The organism is Hufsiella ginkgonis, assembly GCF_009834915.1.
GTDB classification, from domain to species: domain Bacteria; phylum Bacteroidota; class Bacteroidia; order Sphingobacteriales; family Sphingobacteriaceae; genus Hufsiella; species Hufsiella ginkgonis.
In genome coordinates this window covers 91,718-117,342 of sequence record NZ_WVHS01000006.1, presented here as the reverse complement: position 1 = coordinate 117,342, position 25,625 = coordinate 91,718, and the positions used below count along the sequence as shown (strand labels likewise).

23 protein-coding genes are annotated in these 25,625 nt (G+C 49.5%); 11 read left to right on the top strand and 12 right to left on the bottom strand.

Annotation, left to right across the window (positions count from 1 at the left end; translation table 11 throughout):
• Nucleotides 1–8: 8 nt before the first annotated feature.
• The 3 genes from rhaM (at nucleotide 9) to GS398_RS21075 (ending at nucleotide 4,174) form a co-directional block, all read left to right on the top strand.
• Nucleotides 9–317, top strand: a complete 309-nt coding sequence (rhaM, locus tag GS398_RS21085; RefSeq protein ID WP_160908822.1) for an L-rhamnose mutarotase — start codon at nucleotides 9–11, stop codon at nucleotides 315–317.
• Between the two features lie 10 nt (nucleotides 318–327).
• Complete coding sequence (locus tag GS398_RS21080; protein ID WP_160908821.1) at nucleotides 328–3,078, top strand: glycosyl hydrolase; 2,751 nt, start codon at nucleotides 328–330, stop codon at nucleotides 3,076–3,078.
• Nucleotides 3,079–3,142: 64 nt separating this feature from the next.
• Nucleotides 3,143–4,174 (top strand): GntR family transcriptional regulator, encoded by a 1,032-nt coding sequence (locus tag GS398_RS21075; RefSeq protein WP_160908820.1) that lies wholly within the window; start codon nucleotides 3,143–3,145, stop codon nucleotides 4,172–4,174.
• A 318-nt stretch (nucleotides 4,175–4,492) separates the two neighbouring features.
• On the opposite strand, the gene GS398_RS21070 is transcribed toward GS398_RS21075, so the two are convergent.
• Nucleotides 4,493–4,651, bottom strand: a complete 159-nt coding sequence (locus GS398_RS21070) for a hypothetical protein (protein ID WP_160908819.1) — start codon at nucleotides 4,649–4,651, stop codon at nucleotides 4,493–4,495.
• Nucleotides 4,652–4,674: 23 nt separating this feature from the next.
• Entirely contained in the window at nucleotides 4,675–4,857 is a 183-nt protein-coding gene (locus GS398_RS21065; protein ID WP_160908818.1) for a hypothetical protein, read from the bottom strand.
• Nucleotides 4,858–5,242: 385 nt separating this feature from the next.
• Between GS398_RS21065 and GS398_RS21060 the strand changes: the two genes are divergently transcribed.
• Both GS398_RS21060 and GS398_RS21055 read left to right on the top strand, forming a co-directional pair.
• Entirely contained in the window at nucleotides 5,243–7,114 is a 1,872-nt protein-coding gene (locus tag GS398_RS21060; RefSeq protein ID WP_160908817.1) for a DNA topoisomerase IV subunit B, read from the top strand.
• An 80-nt stretch (nucleotides 7,115–7,194) separates the two neighbouring features.
• Nucleotides 7,195–7,683: a cytidine deaminase gene (locus GS398_RS21055; protein WP_160908816.1), complete on the top strand. Its 489-nt coding sequence runs from the start codon at nucleotides 7,195–7,197 to the stop codon at nucleotides 7,681–7,683.
• A 23-nt stretch (nucleotides 7,684–7,706) separates the two neighbouring features.
• Here GS398_RS21055 and GS398_RS21050 read toward each other — a convergent pair whose 3' ends face one another.
• Nucleotides 7,707–8,147: a hypothetical protein gene (locus GS398_RS21050; RefSeq protein WP_160908815.1), complete on the bottom strand. Its 441-nt coding sequence runs from the start codon at nucleotides 8,145–8,147 to the stop codon at nucleotides 7,707–7,709.
• 253 nt (nucleotides 8,148–8,400) lie between these two features.
• Here GS398_RS21050 and GS398_RS21045 point away from each other — a divergent pair, with 253 nt between their 5' ends.
• Entirely contained in the window at nucleotides 8,401–11,136 is a 2,736-nt protein-coding gene (locus GS398_RS21045; protein WP_160908814.1) for a DNA gyrase/topoisomerase IV subunit A, read from the top strand.
• Nucleotides 11,137–11,182: 46 nt separating this feature from the next.
• Here the strand turns inward: GS398_RS21045 and bcp are convergent, their stop codons facing one another.
• The 4 genes from bcp to GS398_RS21020 all read right to left on the bottom strand — a co-directional run bounded on the left by bcp (nucleotide 11,183) and on the right by GS398_RS21020 (nucleotide 14,686).
• On the bottom strand, nucleotides 11,183–11,659 hold the full coding sequence (gene bcp / locus GS398_RS21040) for a thioredoxin-dependent thiol peroxidase (protein ID WP_160908813.1): 477 nt from the start codon (nucleotides 11,657–11,659) through the stop codon (nucleotides 11,183–11,185).
• A 6-nt stretch (nucleotides 11,660–11,665) separates the two neighbouring features.
• Nucleotides 11,666–13,270, bottom strand: a complete 1,605-nt coding sequence (locus GS398_RS21035) for a M23 family metallopeptidase (protein ID WP_237488273.1) — start codon at nucleotides 13,268–13,270, stop codon at nucleotides 11,666–11,668.
• A gap of 123 nt (nucleotides 13,271–13,393) precedes the next feature.
• A complete protein-coding gene (locus GS398_RS21030; protein ID WP_160908811.1) occupies nucleotides 13,394–14,005 on the bottom strand; it encodes a fumarylacetoacetate hydrolase family protein in 612 nt (203 codons plus the stop codon).
• A gap of 126 nt (nucleotides 14,006–14,131) precedes the next feature.
• Nucleotides 14,132–14,686, bottom strand: a complete 555-nt coding sequence (locus GS398_RS21020; protein ID WP_160908809.1) for a T9SS type A sorting domain-containing protein — start codon at nucleotides 14,684–14,686, stop codon at nucleotides 14,132–14,134.
• Nucleotides 14,687–14,976: 290 nt separating this feature from the next.
• Here GS398_RS21020 and GS398_RS21015 point away from each other — a divergent pair, with 290 nt between their 5' ends.
• Nucleotides 14,977–16,917 carry a KUP/HAK/KT family potassium transporter gene (locus GS398_RS21015; RefSeq protein WP_160908808.1) on the top strand — a complete coding sequence of 647 codons (1,941 nt, stop codon included), beginning with the start codon at nucleotides 14,977–14,979 and terminating at the stop codon, nucleotides 16,915–16,917.
• Between the two features lie 54 nt (nucleotides 16,918–16,971).
• Here GS398_RS21015 and GS398_RS21010 read toward each other — a convergent pair whose 3' ends face one another.
• The 5 genes from GS398_RS21010 to yihA form a co-directional block, all read right to left on the bottom strand.
• Nucleotides 16,972–18,672: an amino acid permease gene (locus GS398_RS21010; RefSeq protein WP_160908807.1), complete on the bottom strand. Its 1,701-nt coding sequence runs from the start codon at nucleotides 18,670–18,672 to the stop codon at nucleotides 16,972–16,974.
• Between the two features lie 79 nt (nucleotides 18,673–18,751).
• Nucleotides 18,752–19,414 (bottom strand): hypothetical protein, encoded by a 663-nt coding sequence (locus GS398_RS21005; RefSeq protein WP_160908806.1) that lies wholly within the window; start codon nucleotides 19,412–19,414, stop codon nucleotides 18,752–18,754.
• A 61-nt stretch (nucleotides 19,415–19,475) separates the two neighbouring features.
• Nucleotides 19,476–21,191, bottom strand: a complete 1,716-nt coding sequence (locus tag GS398_RS21000) for a M3 family oligoendopeptidase (RefSeq protein ID WP_160908805.1) — start codon at nucleotides 21,189–21,191, stop codon at nucleotides 19,476–19,478.
• A gap of 3 nt (nucleotides 21,192–21,194) precedes the next feature.
• The gene (locus GS398_RS20995; RefSeq protein WP_160908804.1) at nucleotides 21,195–22,055 is read right to left on the bottom strand and encodes a UbiA-like polyprenyltransferase; all 861 of its coding nucleotides are present in this window, start codon (nucleotides 22,053–22,055) and stop codon (nucleotides 21,195–21,197) included.
• The gene (gene yihA / locus GS398_RS20990) at nucleotides 22,055–22,657 is read right to left on the bottom strand and encodes a ribosome biogenesis GTP-binding protein YihA/YsxC (RefSeq protein ID WP_160908803.1); all 603 of its coding nucleotides are present in this window, start codon (nucleotides 22,655–22,657) and stop codon (nucleotides 22,055–22,057) included. Before yihA ends, GS398_RS20995 begins: the two co-directional genes overlap by 1 nt.
• 123 nt (nucleotides 22,658–22,780) lie before the next feature.
• Between yihA and ubiE the strand changes: the two genes are divergently transcribed.
• The 4 genes from ubiE (at nucleotide 22,781) to GS398_RS20970 (ending at nucleotide 25,603) form a co-directional block, all read left to right on the top strand.
• Nucleotides 22,781–23,509, top strand: coding sequence for a bifunctional demethylmenaquinone methyltransferase/2-methoxy-6-polyprenyl-1,4-benzoquinol methylase UbiE (gene ubiE, locus GS398_RS20985; RefSeq protein WP_160908802.1), 729 nt, complete (start codon nucleotides 22,781–22,783; stop codon nucleotides 23,507–23,509).
• The gene (gene porT, locus GS398_RS20980) at nucleotides 23,506–24,255 is read left to right on the top strand and encodes a type IX secretion/gliding motility protein PorT/SprT (RefSeq protein WP_160908801.1); all 750 of its coding nucleotides are present in this window, start codon (nucleotides 23,506–23,508) and stop codon (nucleotides 24,253–24,255) included. The genes ubiE and porT overlap by 4 nt, the downstream gene beginning before the upstream one ends.
• 68 nt (nucleotides 24,256–24,323) lie before the next feature.
• Nucleotides 24,324–25,082, top strand: a complete 759-nt coding sequence (locus GS398_RS20975) for an SDR family NAD(P)-dependent oxidoreductase (RefSeq protein ID WP_160908800.1) — start codon at nucleotides 24,324–24,326, stop codon at nucleotides 25,080–25,082.
• Between the two features lie 71 nt (nucleotides 25,083–25,153).
• Nucleotides 25,154–25,603: a GatB/YqeY domain-containing protein gene (locus GS398_RS20970; RefSeq protein WP_160908799.1), complete on the top strand. Its 450-nt coding sequence runs from the start codon at nucleotides 25,154–25,156 to the stop codon at nucleotides 25,601–25,603.
• Nucleotides 25,604–25,625: the final 22 nt, after the last annotated feature.

Sequence of the window (25,625 nt, the reverse complement as noted above, 5' to 3'; positions counted from 1 at the left end):
ATGCATTCATGAAAACAGCATTTAAAATGAAACTCTTCCCGGGAATGAAAGAAGCGTACAAAAAGCGGCACGACGAGATCTGGCCTGAGCTTGCTGCCTTATTAAAGGAAAACGGGGTGAGCGATTATACCATTTTCCTGGATCAGGAAACCGATAGTCTTTTCGCGGTACAGCAACAAAGCGGTACCTCTTCTCAGGACCTCGGTACGACAGAGATTGTGCAAAAGTGGTGGGCTTATATGGCTGATATAATGGAGACTAACCCGGATAACTCGCCGGTAACAACGCCATTGGTGAAAGTTTTCCACATGGATTAAAGTCTTTTTTATGAAGAAATTGTTGTTTGTTGCGGCAACCGCCTTGCTCGCTGCCAATGTTTTTGCGCAGTCGCCTAAACCCGTGTGGCCTGCCGTAAAAAAGGAAATGAAGCCATGGACCCGCTGGTGGTGGATGGGTAGCGCTGTCGACGAAAAGAATATCGCTTCATTGCTAAAAACATACCGGGAGGCAGGTTTTGGCGGCGTGGAGATCGCACCCATTTATGGCGCGAAAGGTTTTGAGAAAAGGTATGTGACCTATCTTTCACCCGAATGGATGAGCTTACTGAAGTATACGGTTCAGCAGGCGGGTACGCTGGAAATGGGAGTAGACCTTACCAACGGTACCGGCTGGCCTTTCGGTGGCCCGCAGGTAAAAACCGAACAGGCGGCTACCAAATTGTTTGTGCAGCAATACGACATTCCCGCCGGGAAATCCGTGAAAGAAGTGCTGGATTCCGGTCCGAAGCTTCCCGACGGGCAAATGCAGGCACTTACCGTGGCGAACGACCATGGCGAAGTGCTGGATTTATGGGGGAAAGATGATCTTCAGAAGATGAAATGGACCCCGGAAAAGGGCAGCTGGAAACTGTATGCGGCCATTTCCGGCAAAACACGACAAATGGTGAAGCGTGCGGCGCCAGGCGGCGAGGGGTTCACACTCGACCACCTGTCATCCGCGTCCGTTACCACCTATCTCGACCGTTTCGATAAAGCTTTTAACGGAAAATCGCCGGGTGTGAGGTCCTTTTTTAACGATAGTTACGAGGTGTACGACGCCACCTGGTCCCCGGCTTTTTTTTCGGAATTCGAGCAAAGGCGGGGATATGACCTGCGCCTTCACCTGCCTGAATTGGTAAGCAAGGAAAAAACCGACCGGGTATCGCGGGTAAAGTCAGACTATCGCGAAACGATGGCCGAGATGCTCCTCGCAAATTTTACCGTTAACTGGACAAACTGGGCGCACCGCAACGGTGGCTTGAGCAAGAACCAGTCTCATGGCTCCCCCGGGAATTTACTGGACCTCTATGGAGCCGTAGATATCCCGGAATGCGAAACTTTCGGATCAAGCTACTTCCCCATACCTGGCTTGCGGAGAGACAGCGCCGACATCAGGAATGTGGATCCGGACCCGATGATGCTAAAATTTGCATCTTCTGCCGCACATACCCATGGTAAACCGCTTGTTTCATCCGAAACCTTTACCTGGCTGACGGAGCATTTTAAAACTTCGTTGTCACAAGCCAAACCAGAGCTCGACCAGGTATTCCTCTCGGGCGTGAATCACGTGTTCTTCCACGGCGCCACTTACTCGCCGGAAGACGTGCCATATCCCGGCTGGCTGTTTTATGCATCCGTTAATTTTGTGCCGAGCAATAGCTTCTGGCCTCATTTAAAGGGGCTTAACGAGTATATTATGCGTTGCCAGTCGGTGTTGCAGGCTGGTCGTTCAGATAACGAGTTGCTCATTTACTGGCCGGTTTACGATGCCTGGAGTAACCCGGCAGGAATGGATATGCCGCTAAAGGTGCATGATGTAGACGTTTGGTTGCATCCTACGCAGTTTTACAAAACCGCGGTTAGCCTTCAGCAATCGGGGTATTCTTTTGACTTTGCTTCAGACAAGGTGCTCGCCGGCGCTACATCAGGCGGTAGTACCGTCGTCACATCGCCCCAGGCAAACCCCTACCAGACACTCATCGTTCCTCAATGTAAGCTAATGCCTGTGGGAACTTTTAAGCATATTATCCGCCTGGCTCGGGAAGGAGCAACGGTGATCTTCCAGGAATTGCCCGAAGATGTGCCGGGCCTCAGCAGTCTTGAAGCGGCACGAAAAGAACTGAGCTCGCTTAAAGCTTCCCTGGAGTTTAGCGCCTGGAACGGTTTAAAACGCTGCCTCGTTGGAAAAGGAGCAATATTGGTGTCGGCCGATGTTAAAAAAGCCTTGCTAAGTAAGGACATCCGGGGAGAAGCGATGACCGAGAAAGGGCTGAATTTTATCCGCCGCAAAGCCGGGAATGATACCTGGTATTTTGTTGCAAACCTTTCCGCCAAATCGGTAACCGGAAGCGTTTCATTTAACCGGGTGGGGAGGCAGGTGCTGATCATGGATCCTATGGATGGAAGTTACGGTGCCGTTGATCCGCAGAAAACCGAAACCACGTCTACTGTAGATCTGCGGCTTCAGCCTGGTGAAACAAGAATTATCCGGATCGGCGCGCCGGCACCTGGTTTTTCGAAATGGCAATACCCCGAAGCAGCAACGAAATCTATGTTGATAACCAATAGCTGGAAATTGAGTTTTACACAAGGTGGCCCGGAACTTCCTGCAGACCAGGTAGTAAAGAACCTCGTTTCGTGGACTGAGTTAAATGATCCGAGGACGATCAACTACTCGGGAAGCGCTGTTTACACCACCACTTTCAATCTCGCGGCCAGGCCCCCGGGGCCGTCTTTACTCGATTTGGGAAAGGTGGCGGAAAGTGCGCACGTATGGATAAACGGAAAGGATGCGGGCTTTGCCTGGAGTATTCCCTTCCGCCTTCGCGTGGAGAAATTCCTTAAGCCGGGCCTAAATACCCTCAGGATCGAGGTAGCTAACCTGATGGCCAATCGCATGCGTTATATGGACCAGCAGGGAATTTCCTGGCGTAACTACAACGAGATCAATTTTGTGAACATCGATTACAAGCCTTTCGACGCTTCCAAATGGAAACCCATGGCGTCGGGCTTGCTTGGACCGGTCAGGTTGGTGTATTAGTTGGTCGCCAGTTTGTCATGATCCTGCCATCAATACGTATATTAGTGCCTAACTTGATAAACCCATGAAGCCTCCCCGTTTTTTCGATTTTATTCACATCGACGAATATTCGGCTACGCCCAAATACCTGCAGCTTACCAACTCGGTGCTCACCGCGATCGAAGCGGGGAAGATCAGCAAGAATGATATGCTTCCTTCTATCAACGAGCTAAGCTATGAACTGGAGATCTCGCGGGATACCGCCGAGAAGGGTTATAAATACCTGAAAAAGATCGGGGTACTGGGTTCGATCCCGGGTAAAGGTTATTACATTATCAGCACCGATTTCAGGCAAACGCTTAGGATCTGCATGTTTTTTAATAAACTGAGCGCACATAAAAAAATCATCTACGATGCCTTCGTATCAGCGCTCGGCGAACATGTTGCCGTGGATTTTTACGTGTATAATAATGACAGTAAGCTATTTAAGAAGATCCTAAATAATAAAATGGAAGGATATTCTCACTATGTGGTGGTACCGCACTTCTACGAAGGAGGAGAAAATGCCTACGAGATCATTAATACCATCCCGCGTGAGAAGCTGGTACTGCTCGATAAAAAAGTAGCCGGCGTAGAGGGGGAACACGCAGCGGTATACGAGAATTTCGAGAAAGATATCTACAGCGCGCTGGAACAGGCGCGCGAACCGCTGAGCAAGTATCATACGATTAAGCTGATCTTCCCCGAGAAAAGTTATTACCCGAAAGAGATTAAAAAAGGGCTGCTGCGTTTCTGCCAGCAATATGCGTTTAACCACAAATTTGTGAACGACGTAGCTACCGAGCCGATCCAGGAAGGCGAGGTCTACATCAATTTAATGGAAGATGACCTGGTGATCCTCATCGAGCGGCTGATCTCCCTGCAGCTCGAACCGGGCAAACAAGTTGGCGTAATTTCTTATAACGAAACTCCGCTGAAGAAGATCATTTTAAACGGCATCACTACCGTATCAACCGATTTTCAGCAAATGGGAACCATTGCGGCTCAGTTGATCCTCGAAAATTCCAGGCGGCAGGTAGAAGTGCCTTTCTACCTTACGCTTCGTTCTTCTTTGTAGCCAGTCGGTTAGTTTCATGTTATGCCATGAAGAAGACGGATCAAGCTGAATTTCTGGGGAGTAGATTTGGCTGTCAGCTATCAGCATTCAGCCCGTAAGTATACCTGATAAGATAAGTAATTGACGTTGAGCTCTTCCTGAGTAGTATTCCAGGTTTGACAGTGTAATCAAGGCTGATTGCTGATAGCTGAAAGCTAATAGCTCCCAAACTTTTAAGCCTGATCCGGATTCCCCATGTGTATTTCTAAAAAGAAACGAGCCCGGATTCCGGGCTCGTTTCGACGTCGTTTTTGACAGGTAGATAGATGTATCTTGTAATCAGGCAACTTGCAATTCGTCGTTATCGGTACGTAACCTTGCAATAAAGTCGTTTTTGCGGCTGTCTATTGTTTTAAGTTCGGCGGTAAGCATATCACGTAATTGCTTATCGAACTTTTCGATCATTTTAATGGCTTTGGGTTTGTAAGATGCTTTCATAGTCTAATGTATTAAGGTTGGTTTTATTCGGTATCTTCAGCATCGCTCAGGTTCGACTTACGTAATTCAGCTTCTTTCTTCTGGCGCTCCAACTGCTCGATGTCTCTCGAATCCGATGCGTTCTCCGGGTTTACAGGGTTATCCCATTGCTGTTCCGGCTGGCTGCTGTCCTGGTCTTTGAGCGGATCGTTGGTAGGGTCGGTCATTCTTATTGCGATTTGTAAATACCAGTCCCAATTTCATACCAATTTTTGCAATACCGTAAACAGAGTTGTTAACAGTGTCATACGGGCTGCAAATGATGTTATTACAGGGTTTATACGCCGCATCCCGGCAAATACCTGTATGCATTGCGCTACAGGTATTGTACCGGCGCCGCTACAGCGTCTTAAAACTGTCGGGTTTCCACAATTTTCAACAGCGTTGAATTTTGTGGATAACCTTGTTTTAGGCCATTTTCACGATGTGGAAATCTTAAAAATACAAACCGGCACATATTCGCTAAATTTGTATCTACAGCTGGCGGCACTACCTGGCCTGTCTGTTCACACTAACGTTTACCAATCATTGAAACTGATCCCTTAACACCTCATGGCCGAAAATACCAACTATAGTGAAGACAGCATCCGGTCCCTCGACTGGAAAGAACACATCCGGCTTCGCCCGGGGATGTACATCGGCAAACTCGGCGACGGCTCGGCATATGATGACGGCATCTACGTGTTATTAAAGGAGATCATCGATAACTCGATCGACGAGTTCGTGATGGGTGCAGGCAGGTCTATAGAGATCAATATGAACGACCTTAAAGTGTCGGTACGTGATTATGGCCGCGGGATCCCGCTCGGCAAAGTGATCGATTGCGTTTCCAAGATCAATACCGGCGGCAAGTATGACAGCAAAGCCTTCCAGAAATCGGTCGGGTTAAACGGGGTAGGTACGAAGGCGGTTAACGCATTATCGTCAAACTTCGTGGTGCAATCCTACCGGGACGGCAGGACGAAGATCGCGGAGTTTGAGAAAGGCGAGATCATTCGCGATGAAAAGGAAAAAGATACGACCCAGCGCAACGGAACGGCGATCAACTTTATTCCTGATGAAACGATTTTCAGGCACTACCGGTTCATTCCCGAATTCGTGGAGAACATGATCTGGAACTATGTGTACCTGAATTCGGGGCTTATCATTCACTTTAATAACCAGAAATATTTCTCCGAGCGGGGGCTGCACGACTTGCTGTTAAAGAAAACCGATCCTGAAACTGTCCGCTACCAGATCATTCATCTTAAGGGAGACGATATCGAGATCGCCATGACGCACGGGCAGCAGTATGGCGAGGAATATTACTCGTTCGTGAATGGTCAGCATACCACCCAGGGCGGCACGCACCAGGCGGCTTTCCGCGAAGCGTTGGTAAAGGTGGTGCGCGAGTTTTATAAGAAAGAGTTTGACGCCTCTGATATCCGCTCTGCCGTGGTGGCCGCCATCGCCATTAAGGTGCAGGAGCCGGTGTTCGAATCTCAGACCAAAACCAAGCTCGGCTCGCAGAATGTGGGGCCGGAAGGCCCGTCTGTACGGACGTTTGTACACGATTTCGTAAAAAAGGCGCTCGACGATCACCTGCATAAAAACCCTGCCACCGCGGAAGCGCTGCTCAAAAGGATCCAGCAATCCGAAAAGGAGCGCAAGGACATTGCCGGGATCAAAAAACTGGCGAACGAAAGGGCTAAGAAAGCGTCGATGCACAACCGCAAGCTGCGTGACTGCAAGATCCATTTCGAAGATACGCATGACCGGCGGCAGGAAACTACTCTCTTCATCACCGAAGGGGACTCCGCCAGCGGATCGATCACCAAATCACGCGATGTGCAAACACAGGCAGTGTTCAGCTTAAAAGGGAAACCCCTCAATTGTTTTGGACTCACTAAAAAGGTCGTGTATGAGAACGAAGAATTTAACCTGCTGCAGCACGCACTTAATATCGAGGACGGGATCGACACGTTGCGGTACAATAATATCGTGATCGCCACCGACGCCGACGTAGACGGTATGCATATCCGCTTACTGCTGATGACGTTTTTCCTGCAGTTTTTCCCCGACCTGGTGAAAGCAGGACACGTTTCTATTCTCCAGACGCCATTGTTTAGGGTAAGGAATAAGAAAGAAACCATTTACTGCTACAGCGAAGAAGAGAAGAGGAACGCCATCAGTAAACTGGGCAGCAAACCGGAGATCACACGTTTCAAAGGACTCGGCGAAATCTCCCCGGAGGAATTCGGCCTGTTTATCGGCAAGGATATACGGCTCGATCCGGTATTCCTGAAGGAATCGAATATCAAAAGCCTGCTTGAATACTATATGGGGAAGAATACACCCGACCGCCAGCAGCATATTATTGGAAACCTGCGGGTGGAGCTGGACGTGATCGAAGGAGAGGAACTGCCACTGGCCGAAGCGGTATAGTACCGTTCACGAAGGCAAGGGACCTGTAGCATACTCAACCTGTCGCTTTTTTCCTTATCTTGTATGCTACAATAAAATAGATGCAGGAAAAAACGATTACCATTGCCTTCTCAGAGTACGCTGATGAAGAAGAGTTAACCGATTCGGACAGGAGCCTTTGTGCGGAAGCGGTGAAGGCACTGGGCACCTCGCACTCGCCTTATTCGAAGTTTCGCGTGGGAACAGCACTGCGCCTCAGGAGCGGAAAGATCATATACGGCAGCAACCAGGAGAACGTGGCATACCCCTCCGGTTTATGTGCAGAACGTGTGGCATTGTTTAGTGCGGGAGTTAATCACCCGGGCGACCCTATAGTCGCCATGGCGATCACCGCGCAGACAGGTAACTTTGAGCTGACACAGCCGGTCACTTCCTGCGGAGCATGCCTGCAGGTAATGGCCGAATATGAAAAGAAACAGGAGGTGCCGATCGAAATTATGTTCTATTGCCTGGAAGGTCCCGTGTGGAAAACAAAGGGCGTAAGGAGCCTGATGCCCTTTATGTTTTACGAAAACCGGTTAGAAAAATAAGCGGATTTATAGTGAAGATAAACTTAGCTAACTCCCTGGAAAACGGTAGAAATGTTAGTGATCTTCCATCCTTTTACCGTTTGAGCCATGGTTACATAATTCACTTTGGTGAATGCATTGTATTTCATGTTCACCTTAACCACTACCTGGTTGGGCAATGATTCGATCACTGAATAGCTTGTTTTGCAATTTTGCTCTACATCGCGGGTAGGTTTTAGCATGTAGATGATGTCTGACTTGCTGTAAGTGCGGATGTCTGTTCCACTTGAGGTGGTCAGTTTTACGTTTTCGTCCAGTATTTCGGCCAGCCCCGTTAATTTCCCCTGGCTAAAAGCATCGATGTAAATCGTAACAGCATATTTCATGCTCATCTTGTCGGTAGCGGTACGGGTTCCATCGGCTTTGGCGCCGAAGGCTGTAGCGGCCATCAGGCAAGCGGCAAATGCGATCGTTAAAGTTTTCATGATATTAATCCCAGGTTAATAGGTCAAAGTTCATTTAAATAGACGCAGGAAAAAAAAATGTGTTACACGATTTAACAAATTGGCTCAAATTTTAACAAAAATTTAACAATTCACACAAGAGGAGGAGGAGTGTTAAAAACTTAAACTAGGGCGTTGCCGCCTTAACCAGTATATTTACCGGTTGCAAAGTTACTAAAAGCCATTCTTTTTAACCAGGTCATTTGTACCTGATTATCAATATCAACGTGCTGAAATGAGCGAAGAACACACAGATATGAACGTGGACGGCCAGCCGGGCGAGCTCCATAATATTATTCCTGTTACCGGACTTTACGAAAATTGGTTCCTCGACTATGCGTCGTATGTAATACTTGACCGTGCGGTGCCCCATATCAACGACGGGTTAAAGCCTGTGCAGCGGCGCATCCTTCATTCATTAAAGGAAATGGACGACGGTCGCTTTAATAAGGCTGCCAACGTGATCGGGAATACGATGAAGTATCACCCGCATGGTGATGCGTCCATCGGCGACGCCATGGTACAGCTCGGACAGAAAGACCTCCTGATCGATAAACAGGGGAACTGGGGCTATCCCGTTACCGGTGATTCCGCCGCTGCGCCACGTTATATCGAAGCCAGGTTATCCAAGTTCGCCAACGAAGTGGTGTTTAACCCTGACACCACCGAATGGCAGCTCAGCTACGATGGCCGTAACAAGGAACCGGTAACGCTTCCGGTAAAGTTTCCGCTGTTGCTGGCGCAGGGGGCCGAAGGCATTGCGGTTGGCCTGGCGACAAAAGTGCTTCCGCATAACTTTAATGAGCTCCTCGATGCCTCGGTAGAGGTGCTGAAAGGAAACCGGCCGAATCTGATGCCGGATTTCCCGACAGGCGGCATTGCCGATTGTTCGGCCTACAATGAGGGCCAGCGCGGCGGGAAGGTCCGCGTACGTGCCAAGATCGTAGAACGGGATAAAAAGACGTTGGTTATCACCGAGATCCCGTTCTCTACTACTACAGGAGGCCTCATCGATAGCGTAATATCGGCCAACGACAAAGGCAAGATCCGTATCCGTAAAATTGAGGATAATACCGCGAAGGATGTTGAGATCATTATTCACCTGACACCCGGTATTTCGCCAGACGTTACTATCGATGCCCTGTACGCGTTTACGGATTGCGAGGTGTCGGTATCCCCGAACACCTGCGTGATCCGCGATAACAAGCCGCGGTTCATGAGCGTGAACGATATCCTGGCGGACAGCACTCATTATACCCGGGACCTGCTGAAGTTAGAGCTGGAAATCAGGCTTAGGGACCTTAAAGAGAAGATCTTTTTTAGTTCCCTGTTGAAAATTTTCATCGGGGAAGGAATGTATAAACATGCTGACTATGAAAGCGCCGGCAATTTCGAAACCGTAGTGGAAGTATTGGGCCGCTTGTTCCAACCCTTTCTCAGCCACTTTTATCGCGAGATACTCCCGGAAGATTATAAAAAACTGATCGATAAGCCCATGAGCAGCATCACCCGCTTCGACGTAAAAAAAGCGGATGAACAAATGAAAGCACTGGAGAACGAGATCAGGGAGATTAACCGCCACCTGAAACACCTTACCGACTATGCGATCGCCTGGTTCCAGCGCCTTCGCGATAAATACGGTAAGGATCGCGACCGGAAAACTGAGCTCCGGGCTTTCGACAAGGTAGAAGCGGCCCAGGTGGCGCTTGCCAATGTGAAATTATATGTAAACAGGATCGACGGGTTTGTGGGTACCGGACTGAAGAAAGACGACTTTGTATGCGATTGTTCCGATCTCGACGAAATCATCGTGTTCCGGGAAGACGGACGCTGCATCGTTACGCGTGTGCAGGATAAGGTCTTCGTTGGAAAAGACATTATCCACGTACAGGTATTTAAAAAGAACGATGAGCGGACGGTTTATAACATGGTTTACCGGGACGGCCAGAGCGGCACCTCTTACATTAAACGGTTTTCGGTGATCGGTGTTACGCGCGACAAAGAATATGACCTGACCAAGGGCACCAGGGGCTCGAAAGCGGTTTATTTCACAGCGAACCCAAATGGCGAGGCGGAAGTGGTGACCATCGCACTTAAGCCGCATTCCAAGCTCAGGAAGCTCACCTTCGATATGGATTTCGCCGAAGTGGCAATCAAGGGACGTAACTCGCAGGGAAACATCGTTACCAAATACCCGGTTAAAAAGATCACGCTAAAGACCAAAGGAATATCCACGCTATCAGGACGTAAGATCTGGTACGACGAGATCCTGCGACGACTGAACGCCGATGGAAGGGGTAAATACCTCGGCGAGTTTGATGGGGATGACAAAATCCTAACGTTTTCCGGCTCCGGTACATATGAGCTTACCACCTTCGATCTCACCAATCACTTCGATGAAAAGATGGTACTCATCGAAAAGTATAACCCGGAAAAAGTGTTCACCGTAATCCACTTTGACGGCAAATCAAAAAACTATTATGTAAAGCGGTTTAAGTTCGAAACCACGGCGCTACGCAAACAAACACGCATTATCAGCGAAGAGCCGGGTTCAAAGCTGGTGGTTATCTCTGGAGAGAAACGCCCGGTAGTGAGCGTTGAACTGGTGCCAGGCAAAAACAAAGTGATGGAAACGACCGAGATCAGTCTCACAGACCTGATCGACGTGAAAGGGATGAAAGCCCAGGGCAACAAGCTTTCGCAACTGGAGGTTAAAAAAGTGGAACTGCTGCCTTCACCGGAAGAACCGGATGACGCGCCCGGATCACCGGAAGAACCGGAGGGACCAGGAGACCCTGGGGAGCCGGATAGCGACGGCCCGGATTCACCTGACGATGATGCGCCGGTTACCCCAACGCCCGCACCGGCAGAAACGCGTGAAACAACGAAACCGCCCAAAAAGGTGGATTTTGAGATCACGAACCCTGACGATATCGAGATTGACGACAAGGGACAGATCAACCTGTTCTGATACCAGGAGAGAGCCGGAATAATAAGAACGTAACGCGCGTCGCTGGTTATTCCGGGTTTGCCTGCCCGAGCAGGTCCAGTACTTGTTGTGACGCGGTTTTCGACGTTACCTTATCGATCACCAGTTTAATGACGCCGTCTTTCCCGATTACGAAGGTTTTACGGGCCGTTCCCATATAAGTACGACCAAACGTGGTTTTCTCTACCCAAAGGCCGTACCGTTCTACGATCTTTCTATCCTTGTCGGCGATCAGCGTAAACGGCAGCTGGTGTTTGGTGATAAAGCGGGTATGTGATTTTTCGTTGTCAGGGCTGATACCGATCACTTCGAAACCTTTTCGCTGCAGCGACTGGTAATTATCGCGGAAATTACAGGCCTCTACCGTGCATGTTGGCGTGTTATCCTGCGGGTAGAAATACAGGATCACTTCCTTTCCGCGGTAATCACTAAGCGAAACCTTATTCCCGTGTTGGTCAGTCGCAGTAAAATCGGGTGCTGGATCACCTTGCTGAGGAGTTGGCATCTTAAATTACCTGTTAAAGTTGGCAGTGAATGTTTTCTCGTTTCCCTTCGCGTCTGTTACCACCAGTTTAAAGATGTGGTTACCCGTGACAGATTCACCAAAAGTATGCCATAAAGTGGCGGTTTTAAGGTCGTATTCCATTAACACCCATTGCCCGTCAATACTTCCATAGAAAGTTTTAATCCCGGATAAGTTATCGGAGATCTTAAAAAAGATCTTTTTAACGCCAGCCAGTGATTTGCCTTCCGTTAACGTCAGCGACCTGATCACCGGCGCCAGCGTATCGATCTTCACATAAAAGCTGCCGAGGTAGCGTGGAGAGGCCTTTATAAACCCGTCCTCAACAACTCCGCCCTGGGAGATTCCCCGGCTGTCTACGATAACCGCCTTATTCTGCCATTCGGCACGAAGGGCAGAATCGGGCTTGATCCAAAGCGTATAGGCATCGTGTACCGGGATTAACCGGGTATGTACCTGGTAGGATTTCGAAAATGCACCAGCCGGTTTTGCGTTTTCGCTGTAATTAAGCTCAACATTGCTATAGAAAATCCCCTTTGGAAATGAGACCCGCATGCCCGGGGCCGCAAAGTCATTGTCCTGGTTATAAACCAATGTTTTCACGCCTTTAAAAGGAGGCGCGGCAAGCGCGGCTTTGGGGTTATTTTTTACTTTGAAGGTCAGTGTACTTGTATTGCCGTATACGTCTTTTATAGTGTAAACCATGTTGTGAATACTGTCGCCGGTTAAGGTGAAACGGCCGCCGTTTACCAGCTTTTTATAAATAGTGAGCGGGTTGCCTGGTTCTACGAAACTTTTCTGGATACTTCGTCCGCTGCTCAGGAGCGCCGGGTAGTCGATATGCGAATTTACCGCCCGGCTATTGCTGAAGGAGAAACGCTCGAGCTCTGAAAAATAGATCACGGTACCATCAAGTGTAAGCTGGATGGAGTAAACGCCATTCTTGTTGCCCCCGGGCACACTTTGGTCGTAGGTCATAATACCGACACCTGCCTCGCCGCCGATATTGATCACAGGCGATTGGTTCAACCGGTAGCTGCCTGCGCCGCCGCTTACCTGGAAATATTGTTTAGGCGTACGCTCGCTAAAAGGCAGGTCATTTAAGCGATACAGGTAAAGACCGGAAATGACAGGCTTTGTGCGGTCATTTGGCCCAATGCCAAATAATGGCGCGTTAATCGTTTCTTCAGTTTTGCTGTCGCGGATCTCGAAATGAAGATGGGGCCCCGCACTTCCGCCCGTATTCCCCGACAGCGCGATCACTTCTCCCTTTTTAACAAAGATCTCGGCAGGGAATAGCGGGAAATCGATATCGAAACTATGGCTCATGAACTGGTTAAAGCGCACACGCGAAGCGATCTTTTCGCTAAACCGTTGTAGGTGCATATAAACGGTGGTGTACCCGTTGCCATGGTTGATGTACACGATGTTGCCGCCGCCGCCTATCTGTACCCGCAGCCTTGAAATGTATCCATCGGCAGCGGCATGTACGGGAAGCCCTTCCTGCTGGTTGGTCCGAAGGTCCAGCCCAGAGTGAAAATGATTACTCCTGATCTCGCCAAACGATCCGGCCAGCGAAATAGGGATGTCCAATGGGGAGCGAAAATCCGTTTGCGGATACGGCCTTTTTGAAGGTGTTTCCTGCGAAAAAGAGGAATAGCAACAGGAAAGTAAAAGAGCAGCGAGGTAGTATTTCTGCATTAGCGAACGTGAAGACTATTTTACGTGGAAATCTAACAGTTTCACATCTTCCAAATAGCCTGCCAAATGGTCCCCGATGGCTACTTTTCCTACGCCGGGAGGAGTTCCGGTAAAAATGAGATCGCCTTTTTTTAGGGTGATATATTGGGAAACGAATGCGATGAGTTGCTCGAAACCAAATAACAGATCGCGGGTATTACCGGTTTGCACGGTGTTGCCGTTAATATCGAGGCGGATCGTTAAGTTATACAGGTCTTCAAAGCCGGTTTTAGGGAGGAACCGGCTTACAGGCGCCGAGTTATCGAAAGATTTGGCCAGCTCCCAGGGAAGGCCTTTTTCTTTGTGCCGGGCCTGGATATCGCGGGCGGTAAAGTCTATGCCCAGCCCGATCTCGTCATAATAGTTACCCGCAAATTTCTCGCTGATGTGTTTTCCTTCTTTACACACTTTTAAGACCAGCTCAATTTCATGATGAACGTCTTTCGAAAACTCAGGGTGATAGAACGGTTGATTATCTTTTAGCACAGCAGTGTCCGGTTTCATGAAAATAACTGGCACGGTTGGCACGGGATTATTTAACTCTTTGGCATGATCAGCATAGTTGCGACCGATGGCGATGATTTTCATAGGCGTAAAAATAGATATTTATGGCTAATAGCCGTTGGCCGATAGCTATTAGCTTGTCAGGCGGCAACGAAAAGATTGTGATGACGCGAAATTTGAAGAATCCCAGGGCTATAGCCGGCAGCTCACCTACAATACCGAGATCCGTTTGATCACGGGTTCGTTACCTACTACAAAGCGGATAAAATAAATACCCGTAGTGAGTTTTGACGAAATGTTAAACGTATTAAGCTGTTCCCCCGCCGACATTTTCTGCGACAGGAGCGTAGCGATCTCATTCCCGAGAAGGTCCATGACCTTGATGGTGACGTTCGCGTCTTTAGCAATGTGGTAAGAAAAATTGATCTGGTCGTCAACCGGGATCGGGAACACCTTCAGGTTGGTAAGGACTTTGTTATCTTTGCTGTCTTTTTCCGGCTGGCCGGCTGCGGTTTTGGGAGTACCCTGGCTACCCGCGATCGGTTTAAGCTCCGCCGGTTTAAAAGGTACAAAGTTGATCTTAACCCCGGTGTTTGAAGGACGGTCTTTCCGGGTATCCGTGATCTTAACCGTGGATTTAGACGCGCGGCGGGTGGTGTCGGGTAAAGTGGTGCTGTTAAAAGCAGACGCGCTGAGGCTTCCTGCGACTATAAATGTCGCCAGGACGAAAACTTTACGGAAAGATGTGAAGTAAAATTTTACCATTCAGCTAGTGTTGAAACAAAATTATAAAATAAAAAACAATAATATTCTTCGTTGAACGTATTATTTAGATTTTAACAGTTTTTAACAATCCCGCTCATTTTAACAATCTCGTCTTGCTCCTGTTTTGAGATCCGGGCAAATTAGATGCCGGAATCTTTTTACCTTCATACGTGAACAAACAATAAATGGTTCCCGTAGTTTCTAAATAATGCCCTGGTGATCAAGGAAAAAACAACATTGTTTAATTGTTTTTCAAGATGTACTTTTGGGCCACATTTTTTCATAGATAAGTGGCAAATCATAAGGATCTTCACAAGTTATCTGCCGGAGGCTTGCTGATCAGTTTAGGCATCATCTACGGTGACATCGGAACCTCCCCGTTATACGTTTTTAAAGCAATTGTTGGAGAAAGGATTATCGATAGTGAGCTGATACTCGGGGGATTGTCCTGTATTTTCTGGACACTGACGCTGCAAACGACCATTAAATATGTTATTATCACCCTAAGGGCTGATAACAAAGGGGAAGGAGGGATCTTTTCCCTTTTTTCGTTAGTAAGGAAGAAAGCAAAGTGGCTGGTGTTCCCGGCGATGATCGGCGGATGTACGCTGCTCGCCGACGGAATGATCACCCCCCCGATCACCGTTTCCGCCGCCATAGAGGGGCTGAGTGCGAAATACGAAGGGCTGCCCACTGTTTATATCGTGGTTGCCATTATTACGGCGCTGTTTATTATTCAGCAGTTTGGTACGTCGCTGGTGGGGAAAGCGTTTGGCCCGCTGATGTTTATCTGGTTCGGCATGATGGCCGTGCTTGGATTCGGCTTTGTGGTACAGTTTCCTGGGATACTGAAGGCAGTAAACCCGTGGTACGCTTACCAGTTGCTGGCGCACACGCCGAGCGCCCTTTTTATACTCGGTGCCGTATTCCTGTGCACCACGGGTGCAGAAGCGCTGTATTCCGACCTGGGCCATTGCGGCCGCTCCAATATCCGCATCAGCTGGATCTTTGTAAAAAGCTGCCTCCTGCTTAATTATTTCGGACAGGGAGTATGGTTGTGGCAGCATATCGGACAAAAGCTCCCGGTCACAGAAAATCCGTTCTACATGATGATGCCGGATTGGTTCCTCATCTTCGGGATCGGGATCGCTACCATCGCCGCCATTATCGCCAGCCAGGCGATGGTGACGGGCTCGTTTACACTGATCTCCGAGGCAGTACGTCTCAACCTCTGGCCTAAGGTGAAGATCAATTATCCTTCCAACCAGAAAGGGCAGCTGTATGTTCCCTCTATTAACTGGATCTTATGGGTAGGGTGCCTTATCGTAGTCGCCTATTTCCAGAAATCTACGAATATGGAAGGTGCTTACGGGTTGGCCATCAACATGACATTCCTTGCAACGACCATCCTGGTATCGGTATATCTCAAACGGAAGAAATTCCCCAACTACCTCATCCTGCTCTTTGTAACTCTTTATGGGCTCATCGAATGCAGTTTCCTGGTAGGTAATATGGCCAAGTTCTTTCATGGAGGCTGGTTCACGCTGGTGCTGGCGGTTGTACTGTTTACGGTAATGTGGGCATGGTCTACCGCAAGGCGGATTAAGAACCGCTATGTTAAGTTTGTCGAAATAGAGGATTATTACCCTATCCTGAATGAGCTGAGTGAAGATACTTCCGTGCCTAAATATTCTTCGCAGCTGGTGTATCTTACCAGCGCCAATTTTAATTCGGAGATAGAATCGAAGATCATGTATTCTATCCTGCAGAAACACCCCAAACGGGCGGATGTATACTGGCTGGTGCACGTTGATGTGATGGACGAACCTTATACCCGCGAGTATAAGGTCGATTCACTGATCCCGGGCAAACTGATCCGTATCGATTTCAGGCTCGGGTTCCGGGTGGAGCAGCGGATCAACCTGCTGTTCAGGATGGTGGTAGAAGAGTTGGTAAAGAACGGGGAAGTGGACATCACAAGCCGGTACACCTCGCTTAATAAGCATAAGATTGTGGGCGATTTTCGTTTCGTAGTGCTTGAAAAAGTGCTGTCGAGGGCAAATAACCTCCGCTTTATCGAGCGCTTTATCATGGATTACTACTTTATCCTCAAAAAGTTCAGTTTATCTGAGGAGCGGAGCTTTGGCCTCGACCTGAGCTTCGTAACCGTAGAACAGGTGCCGCTGATAGTCACCAATACGAGCAATGTAGATATGAAACGGATCACGTAACGTGCATCGCTAATACTATGCTATGCGGGAAACCTTCGTTAAGTAAGCGGGAACCTACCTAACCGCATTTTCGGGCTGATTCAGCTTGCTGTTTTTATAACTGAACAGGAAGTAGATCACCAGCCCGATAATCAGCCAGACAAGGAACCGCAACCAGTTCGAGGCGCTTTCCTGCGCCATCAGGTACAGGCAGCTTAACAGTCCCAGCACCGGGATAAGCGAGAAATTGCGAAGGAAGGTATATACCGCTACTACCAGCGCCACTACGAAGAAGAGGATCATCGGGATCCCGTCTGCATGTAGCAACCCGGTAAAATAGCCGGGGATTTTTACCTGGAGCAGGATGATCGCGCCGGCGAACAGGAGGGGCACGACGTATTTCCCGTTCACGTGGGGGACCTTAAATTTCGATTCGGGTTTGTTTTCCTGGCTGTCCAGCACGAGGATGCCGCCGCAAACGAGCACGAAGGCGAACAAGGTACCGATACTCGTCAGTGCCAGCACTACATTCAGGTTCAGGAATAAAGCCGGTATGGCTACTACCAGGCCGGTAAGGATCGTGGAGAACCACGGTGTCTGGTATTTTGGATGAATGGCAGAAAAGATCTTAGGAAGTAACCCGTCGCGGCTCATGCTCATCCAGATCCGTGGCTGGCCGAGCTGGAAAACGAGCAATACACTGGCCGTTGCAATAATTGCGCTTACCGCGATGATGCCGGCAATCCACGCCATGCCGCGTTCATCGAAAACCGCAGCCAGCGGATCGCCCACGTTCAGCCTGGAAAACGGGATCATTCCCGTGAGCACCAACGCGAGCAATACGTATAATATCGTGCAAATGATCAGCGAATAGATCATCCCCCGGGGCAGGTCGCGCTGTGGGTTCTTACATTCTTCGGCGGTGGTGGAAATGGCATCAAAGCCGATATAAGCGAAGAATACGGCCGAAACCCCTTTCATCACCCCGGTAAATCCATTTGGGTTGAACGGCGACCAGTTCTCCGGCTGCACATAATAACCACCCACTACGATCACCAGGAAGATCACCACCAGCTTAATGATCACCATGATGTTGCTGGCCGACCTCGACTCATTGATCCCGACGAAAACGATGGCGGTGATAATCAATACAATAAGTAATGCCGGCAAGTCCATGATCACATGCAGCCCCATCAGCATAGGCGCATCTGTCCACGCACTAAACTGCGACATCAGCGTGGAACCGACCTCCGACGTTGCCGTGCCGGCGGCTATCAGCTTGCTGGCTTCGGTAAATCCGGCATGTGCCGTGGCATAATCCATGGTAAGCCAATGCGGGATGTGGATATTAGCTTTCTCCATCAGCCCGGTAAAGTAATCGCTCCAGGAAATGGCTACGGCGATGTTTCCAATGGCATATTCCATTAACAGGTCCCAGCCGATGATCCACGCAAAGATTTCGCCGAAAGTTACATAGGAGTAGGTATAAGCGCTGCCGGATACGGGAACGGTAGAGGCAAACTGCGCATAACACAAAGCGGCGAATCCGCAGGCCACCGCCGTAAAGATATAGAGAAAAATAACTGCAGGGCCCCCATCATAGCAGGCTTTCCCGATACTGCTGAAGATCCCTGCACCTATTACCGCCGCTATCCCCATAAAAGTCAGGTCGCGTACGCCGAGCACCCGCTTTAACCCGGAGCCCTCATGTTCGCCCCTGGCTGCTTCTTCCAGTATTTTTGGGATCGATTTCTTCCTGAAAATGTTATTTGCCATCTATTTTATGCGGTAAGAGTTAAGTATTACCAAACATAAAAAATTATTTGTAGTTATCGGTAGCCGGTTCGTTATGGTCTTACCGCTTCCTCTTTCTCATCGCCAACCATATCACCACCGCTAGCAGCACGGCGCCGCCGATGCTGCAGATGATCAGTTTGTTATTGGGTCGCACATCCGCAGGCGTAGCGGGGGCGGAGGTGAACTGGCTTGAAGCCGCCGGGTCGTTGGCGACTTTAATGGCATTAAAGAATTTGTTGCTTTCACCTTCCGATACCTCCTTTTGCAGTGCATTGTAAAAGAACTGGAATGTATAGGTGGCGCAATTCTCATGGAGGATCCTGAATTTCCGGATCTCTTCGCCGGCGCTTCCCTGTAAGGTAAGGGTAAAATCCTTTACATGCAGGTCGCCAAGCAGCGTATCACGTTCCTTGCTTACGGTGCCTTTGGCAGATTTCTGCACCTTGTTAAGGTAGTTGTCGTAGTATTTCAGCAGGTGCTTCTTTTTCTCGATATCTGGCATCTGCCGCGGATTATCGGGCGTTATCACCACCTGGATGTTTCCAAAAAGCGTTTGCGCCGAATAGACCTTCTGGCCAAGCGTATCGTTGCTGGTATGTCCTTTTGGGAGGATCACGCTAACCACGCTGTCTATTTTAACGGTTTCCCAGGTTTGCGCAAGGGCAGGAACCGAAAACCACAAGAATAATACGGGGAGTAATCTTTTTATGTCTCGTTTCATGCATTTACAACTGCGAAGGGGAGGAAAGGTTTCACACAAAGCTCTTTGCGTGGTTTCCAAATCACTCCAGCTTTTCCAATTCTTCCTTTATAAACGCCGCGAGTGCGTGTACATAATCGGCGCTGAAATTAAATTCGATCCCGGCCGTTTCGTAGATCTCCTTAATGGTTTTCGTGTAACCTAGCTTGAGCGCTGCGAGGTACTTTTCTAATCCTTCCTTTGCGTTTTCATGGTAGTTTTTCCATACGGCAATGGCGCCCAACTGGGCGATGCCATATTCGATATAGTAAAACGGAACCTCGAAAATATGAAGCTGTTTCTGCCATAGATTTTCCAGCGGCTCTTCCAGCCCGTCCCAATTGGTAAAGTTGTGGCCAAACGGTTCAAAGATCTGTTTCCAGGCTTCGGTGCGTTGTTCGGTGGTGTGACCGGGGTTGGTATAGATCCAGTGCTGGAACTGGTCGACCACAGCTACCCACGGAAGCGTTTTTAACACGTCGCGCAACTGGTCGCGTTTTGCCCGTTTCAGGTCTTCGGGGTTGGCGAAGAAAACGTTCCATTTATCCATCGAGATCAGCTCCATGCTCATCGAAGCTAATTCAGCCACCTCAGAAGGAAGGTGTTTAAAATCATTCAACTGCAGGTCGGCGGAGATGAACGTATGCACAGCATGCCCACCCTCATGTACCATGGTAGTGAGATCGCGGAAGGTGTTGGCCGAGTTCATAAAAATGAAGGGAGCGCCGGTTTCCGCAAGCGGGTAGTTGTATCCCCCGGGCGCTTTTCCTTTGCGGCTTTCCACGTCGAACAATCCGTTGGCCTGCATGATACGGAGCCTGTCGCCGATGTAAGGATGCAGGCCGCTGAAACATGCGATGGACTTTTCGATGAGCTCCGCGCCGCCGTTAAACGGCTTTAAAGCGGGTTTCCCGGAAGTGTCTGCGTCCATGTCCCAGGGTTTTAGCACGTCCAGTCCCAGGGAACCCCGCCGATGTTCGGCCTGCTCGCGCAGGATCGGTACGATCTCCAGTTCAATGGCCTCATGAAATTTATAGCAATCGTGCGGGGTGTAATCAAAGCGGCCCAATGCCTGGAACATGTAGTCGCGGAAGTTCTCGAAACCGGCGTTCCTCGCCACCTGGTGCCTTAATTTTAGTAAGGTGTTAAAGAGATCGTTTAACTGGTCCTTATCCTTCAGCCGGCGTGCGGTGATGGCCTCCCAGGCTTGCTGACGAACACTCCTGTCGGGGTCTTTAAGGAATACAGACGCCTGCTCGAGCGTATACTCTTTGCCATTGATCTCTACAGACATAGCGCCGGAGATGGCCTGGTATTTTTGCTGCTCCACCTGGATCTCGGTCATCAGCGGAATGTTCTCTTCGCGGAAGAGCTCCAGCGCCTTTTTTATAGAACGGGTATACACGAAATACTTCTCTTTATCCAATTCACCGGTATAAGGGCAGGCGATGAACTTCTTGTTCAGGTCGTTGGTGTAAGGGGCTACCTTCGGCTCAATTTCCGTTGCGAAATAGCGGAAGCTGGTAACCAGCGCCTCATTCGTGGTATCGCAGGTCATGCGGATGTATCTCCATGCGAAATCTTCTTCCAATGCCGCTTCCAGTTCACTGCGGTCTTCCAGCCATTGCTCCAGGCCGGGTAACAAGCGGATCTCGCGGTGTTTTAGCTCTTCGAACAAGGGTTCGAGGCTTTCCCAGGTAATTTCAAGGTCTTCAGGAATATAGTTCCTGGTCTTTTTAACGATCTTCAGCGATTCCATTAGCTAAAATTTGTTCTTAGTGAATACATCCAGCAAAAAGCAGGCAGCGAATATCACCGACGCGATGCCGTTGGTGGTACCGAAAGCCAGCCCCACCCTGCTCAGGTCGTCGGGCTTTACGAGCCGGTGCTGGTAGATCAGCAACCCGATAAAGAATGCGACCCCTATCATGTAAAAAATGCCAAGATTGGTGAAAAATAAAGGCAGCATTACAAATACCACGCATAGCACGTGGAGCAAGGAAGAAACCATCAGCGCTTTTTTGCGGCCCAGCAATACCGGTATGGAATAGAGCTGGTGGGTTTTGTCGAATTCATCATCCTGCAGCGCATAAATGATATCGAACCCGCTTACCCAGCAAATTACCGCCAGCGAAAAAAATACGGGCAGCCGGTTAAATTCCCCGGTCACGGAGAGATAGGCGCCCAGCGGCGCTATGCCCAGCCCTGCACCCAATATAAGGTGGCAAAGCGGGGTAAAACGTTTCGTGTAACTATACCCCAGGACCACCGCCAGCGCTACGGGGGAGAGATAAAAACAAAGCGGGTTAATGAGCCATGTAGTGAGTATGAACAGCACACAATTCACGATGGTGAAAAGCCGCGCGTTGCGGGCGCTTATTCTCCCGGCAGGGATATCGCGTTGTACCGTCCGGGGGTTGCGCGCGTCGATATCCCGGTCAAGGTAGCGGTTAAAGGCCATTGCCGCGTTCCGGGCGAAAACCATGCACAGGATCACGCAAGCCAGGAGACTCCATTTAAACGGGTGACCGGTGGTGGTAACGGCAAGAAAAAAACCGATGATGGCAAACGGCATCGCAAAAATGGTGTGCGCAAAAAGTACGAGGGATAAATATTTCTTCATTAATTCTGGAATCCTTTATTGGTTTCATCGATAAACGCCAGGAGCGTATCGCGCCCCTCTCTGGCTTCGGATGACGTGATAAATTGTTGCGGCATCTCTTCAAAATACTGCAGCATCGCTTTGCGGAAAGCGGCCGCACGCTGGTCGGTTTTTACACGAGACTGTTTATCGGTCTTGGTATACACCACCACGAACGGGATCGAGTTCTCTCCCAGCCAGCAACAAAAGTCGAGATCGGCTTTCTGTGGTTCTAATCGGCTGTCTACCAATACCATTACACATTGCAGGCTCTCCCGGTGACGAAGGTAGTACCGGATAAATTTCTCCCACTCTTCCCGTTTGCTTTTGGAGATCTTGGCGTAGCCGTATCCCGGCAGGTCGACAAGGTACCAGTTTTCATTGATCAGGAAATGGTTGATCAGCTGGGTTTTACCGGGCGTTTGCGATGTCTTTGCCAGGCCCTTACGGTCGGTAAGCATGTTGATCAGCGAAGATTTTCCCACATTCGAGCGACCTATAAACGCATATTCCGGAATGACCGGTGGCGGTAATTTGTCGGAGCGGGTATTACTGGCGATGAAGGTGGCTGACTTGATGATCATTTTTTTTGCAAAAGTAGTGAATACGTTTGACGTAATACGTATTGCAAGGTCCGTGTCGATAATTCATAGCCCGTTGCCCCCTGCACGTACAACGTCTAACCTAAAACCCCTATCTTCGCCCCCATGTCCCAGCAAGTTACTCCTTATAATAAGACGGCCGCAAAAAAAGAACAGGTGGCTGATATGTTTAACAATATTTCCAGGACCTATGATTTTCTGAATCATTTCTTATCACTTGGCATCGATGTGCTCTGGCGGAAAAAGGCGATAAGCGAGCTCAAAAAAGAACAGCCCGCGCTTATCCTGGACGTGGCCACGGGCACCGGTGATTTTGCATTCGAGGCGCTGTCGGCATTAAAGCCGGAAAAGATCACGGGTGTGGATATCTCGCAGGGAATGCTGGACATCGCAGCCGAAAAGATCCGTAAACGAAAGCTCGGCGACAAGTTCGAAGTCAGGCTCGGCGACTCGGAGAAGCTCCTGTTTGACGATAATACCTTTGATGCCGTAACCGTTGCCTATGGCGTACGTAATTTTGAAAACCTTGAAAAGGGGATCGCCGATATGCTGCGTGTGCTGAAGCCAGGTGGAAAAGCGGTGATCCTGGAGTTCTCAAAGCCCCGGGTTTTCCCGGTTAAGCAGCTGTACCACTTCTATTTCCATTTTGTGACCCCCGCAGTTGGCAAACTGTTCTCGAAAGACGCGCGTGCCTACTCCTATCTCCCCGAATCGGTAAAGGCTTTTCCTTCAGGGAAGGACTTTACCGCCGTAATGGATAAAGTTGGTTACCGCAATACCAAAGCGCGTCCGCTGGCGTTTGGTATTTGTTCCATTTATACCGGTATTAAATGATCAGATCCGCATATGTATGCCTGGCCGTCATTGTCCTGCCCTTTGCGGCAGCGGCCCAGAATTGGGACAACGAACAGGATAACCAGTTCGTGCATTTTGGGTTCATGTTCCAATACATCTCTTCAGAATTCAAGATCCAGAAGAAAACATCCTGGCGGGACCCTTACTTCGACGCCGATCTCGGCATGAATGTCACCGATTCCCTTTACAGCATCAGCTCAAAAAGTAAACCGGGCTTTGGCTTAGGCTTTGTAAGCGATTTCAGGCTGGGCGGCAATGCCGACCTTCGTTTTACACCCGGGCTCGCCTTTACAGACCGCATCGTGAATTACGAGTACGCGCCCCGGCTTTCCAACAATACTTTAACGGTCCCGGTCACCGGGAGAGTGGTGCAGGCCACTATGATAGACCTCCCGGTAGGGATCAAGATCAAATCAGACATTCGTCACAACTTCAGGGGATACCTGCTGCTGGGTGCCAAGTATTCCACCAATATCGTTTCCAAGAAAAAGACCGATGATGCGGGTTTCGCCACGGTCGATAAGCTTCTTAAGAACAAGAAGAACTATTTTTCGTACGAAGCGGGCATTGGTTTCGATCTCTACTTCGAGTTCTTCAAAATGTCGCCGGAGCTTAAGTTCTCCCAATCCATGCACAATGTGCTGAAGCCCGACATGCAGCCGTACGCATACCCCCTGAACAGGCTGTTTTTACGGAACCTGCAGTTCAGCCTGTTTTTTGAGTAGGACCCCGCAAGTGGAATTGTGCCCCTGCGTAACCTTCTCCTGTCCGCAGAGATTATTACCTTTGCCCCATGTCAAAACTCGCGCTTATTACAGGGGCCACTTCCGGTATCGGGGAAGCCGCTGCCATTTGGTTCGCAAAAAGCGGCTATGATCTTATCATCACCGGCAGGAGAGCGGACCGCCTTGCCGCACTTTCGGCATCGCTGAAGGCAGCTTACCCCGTGAAAATAAAAACGCTTGTTTTCGATGTGCGCGAACGCGACGCCGTAGAAACCTCTCTGAACAGCCTCGATGCCGGTTGGCAGAAGGTAGACGTGCTGGTGAACAATGCAGGCCTCAGCCAGGGGCTCGAGCCCATTAATGAGGGCAACACAACCGACTGGGAAACCATGATCGATACCAATATTAAGGGACTGCTGTATGTGAGCCGCATCGTATCAAACTGGATGATCGAACATAAAAAGGGCCATATTGTAAACCTCGGCTCGATTGCCGGCAAGCAAACTTACGCTAACGGGAACGTGTACTGCGCCACTAAGCATGCGGTTGATTCCCTGAGCCAGGCAATGCGTATCGACCTGTTGCCGCACCTCATCCGCGTAACGGCCATCCATCCCGGGGCGGTGGAAACAGAATTCTCGGAAGTGCGTTTTAAAGGCGACAAAGAGCGTGCGAAGAAAGTTTACGAGGGCTTTCAGCCATTGGCGGCTGCAGACATCGCGGACGTGATCGGGTACGTGGTGTCCTGTCCGCCGCATGTAAACATCAACGACCTGCTTATTATGCCCACGGCGCAAGCGAACGCGGTGCACACTTTCAGGCAATAATCGCTTATAACAATGATCCGATGACAGGGAATCTCTGTCATTGGCTAAACTAACATAACCAGAATTCAACCATGTCACTACAACAAAAGATCGACCAGGATATCAAGACCGCTATGCTATCCAAAGACGCCGTGAAGCTGCGCGGGCTGCGGGCGATAAAAGCGGCGCTGTTACTCGCGAAAACCGAAAAGGGCGCGGCGGAAGGGCTCACGGAAGACGCGGAAATAAAGGTCTTGCAGCGGCTTGCGAAGCAGCGCAAAGAATCGGCGGAGATCTATAAAACGCAAAACCGCCCCGACCTGTTCGACATAGAGCAGGAAGAATTGTCGGTGATCGGGACTTACCTGCCGATCCAATTGGGACGAGATGAAATTACCGCCATTATTAAGAATATTATTGCGCAAACCGGCGCTGCAGGCATCAAAGATATGGGTAAGGTGATGGGTGCGGCGAATAAAGAGCTGGCCGGGAAGGCCGACGGGAGAGCCATTTCGGAGGCGGTTAAAGAGTTATTATCCTGACATTTCAGGGAAATTCTTTCTT

Excerpts from the sequence above, each read along its gene's own strand:
- GS398_RS21050 (WP_160908815.1), bottom strand. The coding sequence starts at position 8,147 with ATGAAAACTTTAACGATCGCATTTGCCGCTTGCCTGATGGCCGCTACA.
- GS398_RS21010 (WP_160908807.1), bottom strand. The coding sequence starts at position 18,672 with ATGGCAAATAACATTTTCAGGAAGAAATCGATCCCAAAAATACTGGAA.
- GS398_RS20995 (WP_160908804.1), bottom strand. The coding sequence starts at position 22,055 with ATGAAGAAATATTTATCCCTCGTACTTTTTGCGCACACCATTTTTGCG.
- GS398_RS21060 (WP_160908817.1), top strand. The coding sequence starts at position 5,243 with ATGGCCGAAAATACCAACTATAGTGAAGACAGCATCCGGTCCCTCGAC.
- bcp (WP_160908813.1), bottom strand. The coding sequence starts at position 11,659 with ATGCCAACTCCTCAGCAAGGTGATCCAGCACCCGATTTTACTGCGACT.
- GS398_RS21045 (WP_160908814.1), top strand. The coding sequence starts at position 8,401 with ATGAGCGAAGAACACACAGATATGAACGTGGACGGCCAGCCGGGCGAG.
- ubiE (WP_160908802.1), top strand. The coding sequence starts at position 22,781 with ATGTCCCAGCAAGTTACTCCTTATAATAAGACGGCCGCAAAAAAAGAA.
- rhaM (WP_160908822.1), top strand. The coding sequence starts at position 9 with ATGAAAACAGCATTTAAAATGAAACTCTTCCCGGGAATGAAAGAAGCG.
- GS398_RS21005 (WP_160908806.1), bottom strand. The coding sequence starts at position 19,414 with ATGAAACGAGACATAAAAAGATTACTCCCCGTATTATTCTTGTGGTTT.
- GS398_RS21065 (WP_160908818.1), bottom strand. The coding sequence starts at position 4,857 with ATGACCGACCCTACCAACGATCCGCTCAAAGACCAGGACAGCAGCCAG.
- GS398_RS21075 (WP_160908820.1), top strand. The coding sequence starts at position 3,143 with ATGAAGCCTCCCCGTTTTTTCGATTTTATTCACATCGACGAATATTCG.
- porT (WP_160908801.1), top strand. The coding sequence starts at position 23,506 with ATGATCAGATCCGCATATGTATGCCTGGCCGTCATTGTCCTGCCCTTT.
- yihA (WP_160908803.1), bottom strand. The coding sequence starts at position 22,657 with ATGATCATCAAGTCAGCCACCTTCATCGCCAGTAATACCCGCTCCGAC.
- GS398_RS21080 (WP_160908821.1), top strand. The coding sequence starts at position 328 with ATGAAGAAATTGTTGTTTGTTGCGGCAACCGCCTTGCTCGCTGCCAAT.
- GS398_RS21070 (WP_160908819.1), bottom strand. The coding sequence starts at position 4,651 with ATGAAAGCATCTTACAAACCCAAAGCCATTAAAATGATCGAAAAGTTC.
- GS398_RS21000 (WP_160908805.1), bottom strand. The coding sequence starts at position 21,191 with ATGGAATCGCTGAAGATCGTTAAAAAGACCAGGAACTATATTCCTGAA.
- GS398_RS20970 (WP_160908799.1), top strand. The coding sequence starts at position 25,154 with ATGTCACTACAACAAAAGATCGACCAGGATATCAAGACCGCTATGCTA.
- GS398_RS21020 (WP_160908809.1), bottom strand. The coding sequence starts at position 14,686 with ATGGTAAAATTTTACTTCACATCTTTCCGTAAAGTTTTCGTCCTGGCG.
- GS398_RS20975 (WP_160908800.1), top strand. The coding sequence starts at position 24,324 with ATGTCAAAACTCGCGCTTATTACAGGGGCCACTTCCGGTATCGGGGAA.
- GS398_RS21055 (WP_160908816.1), top strand. The coding sequence starts at position 7,195 with ATGCAGGAAAAAACGATTACCATTGCCTTCTCAGAGTACGCTGATGAA.
- GS398_RS21030 (WP_160908811.1), bottom strand. The coding sequence starts at position 14,005 with ATGAAAATCATCGCCATCGGTCGCAACTATGCTGATCATGCCAAAGAG.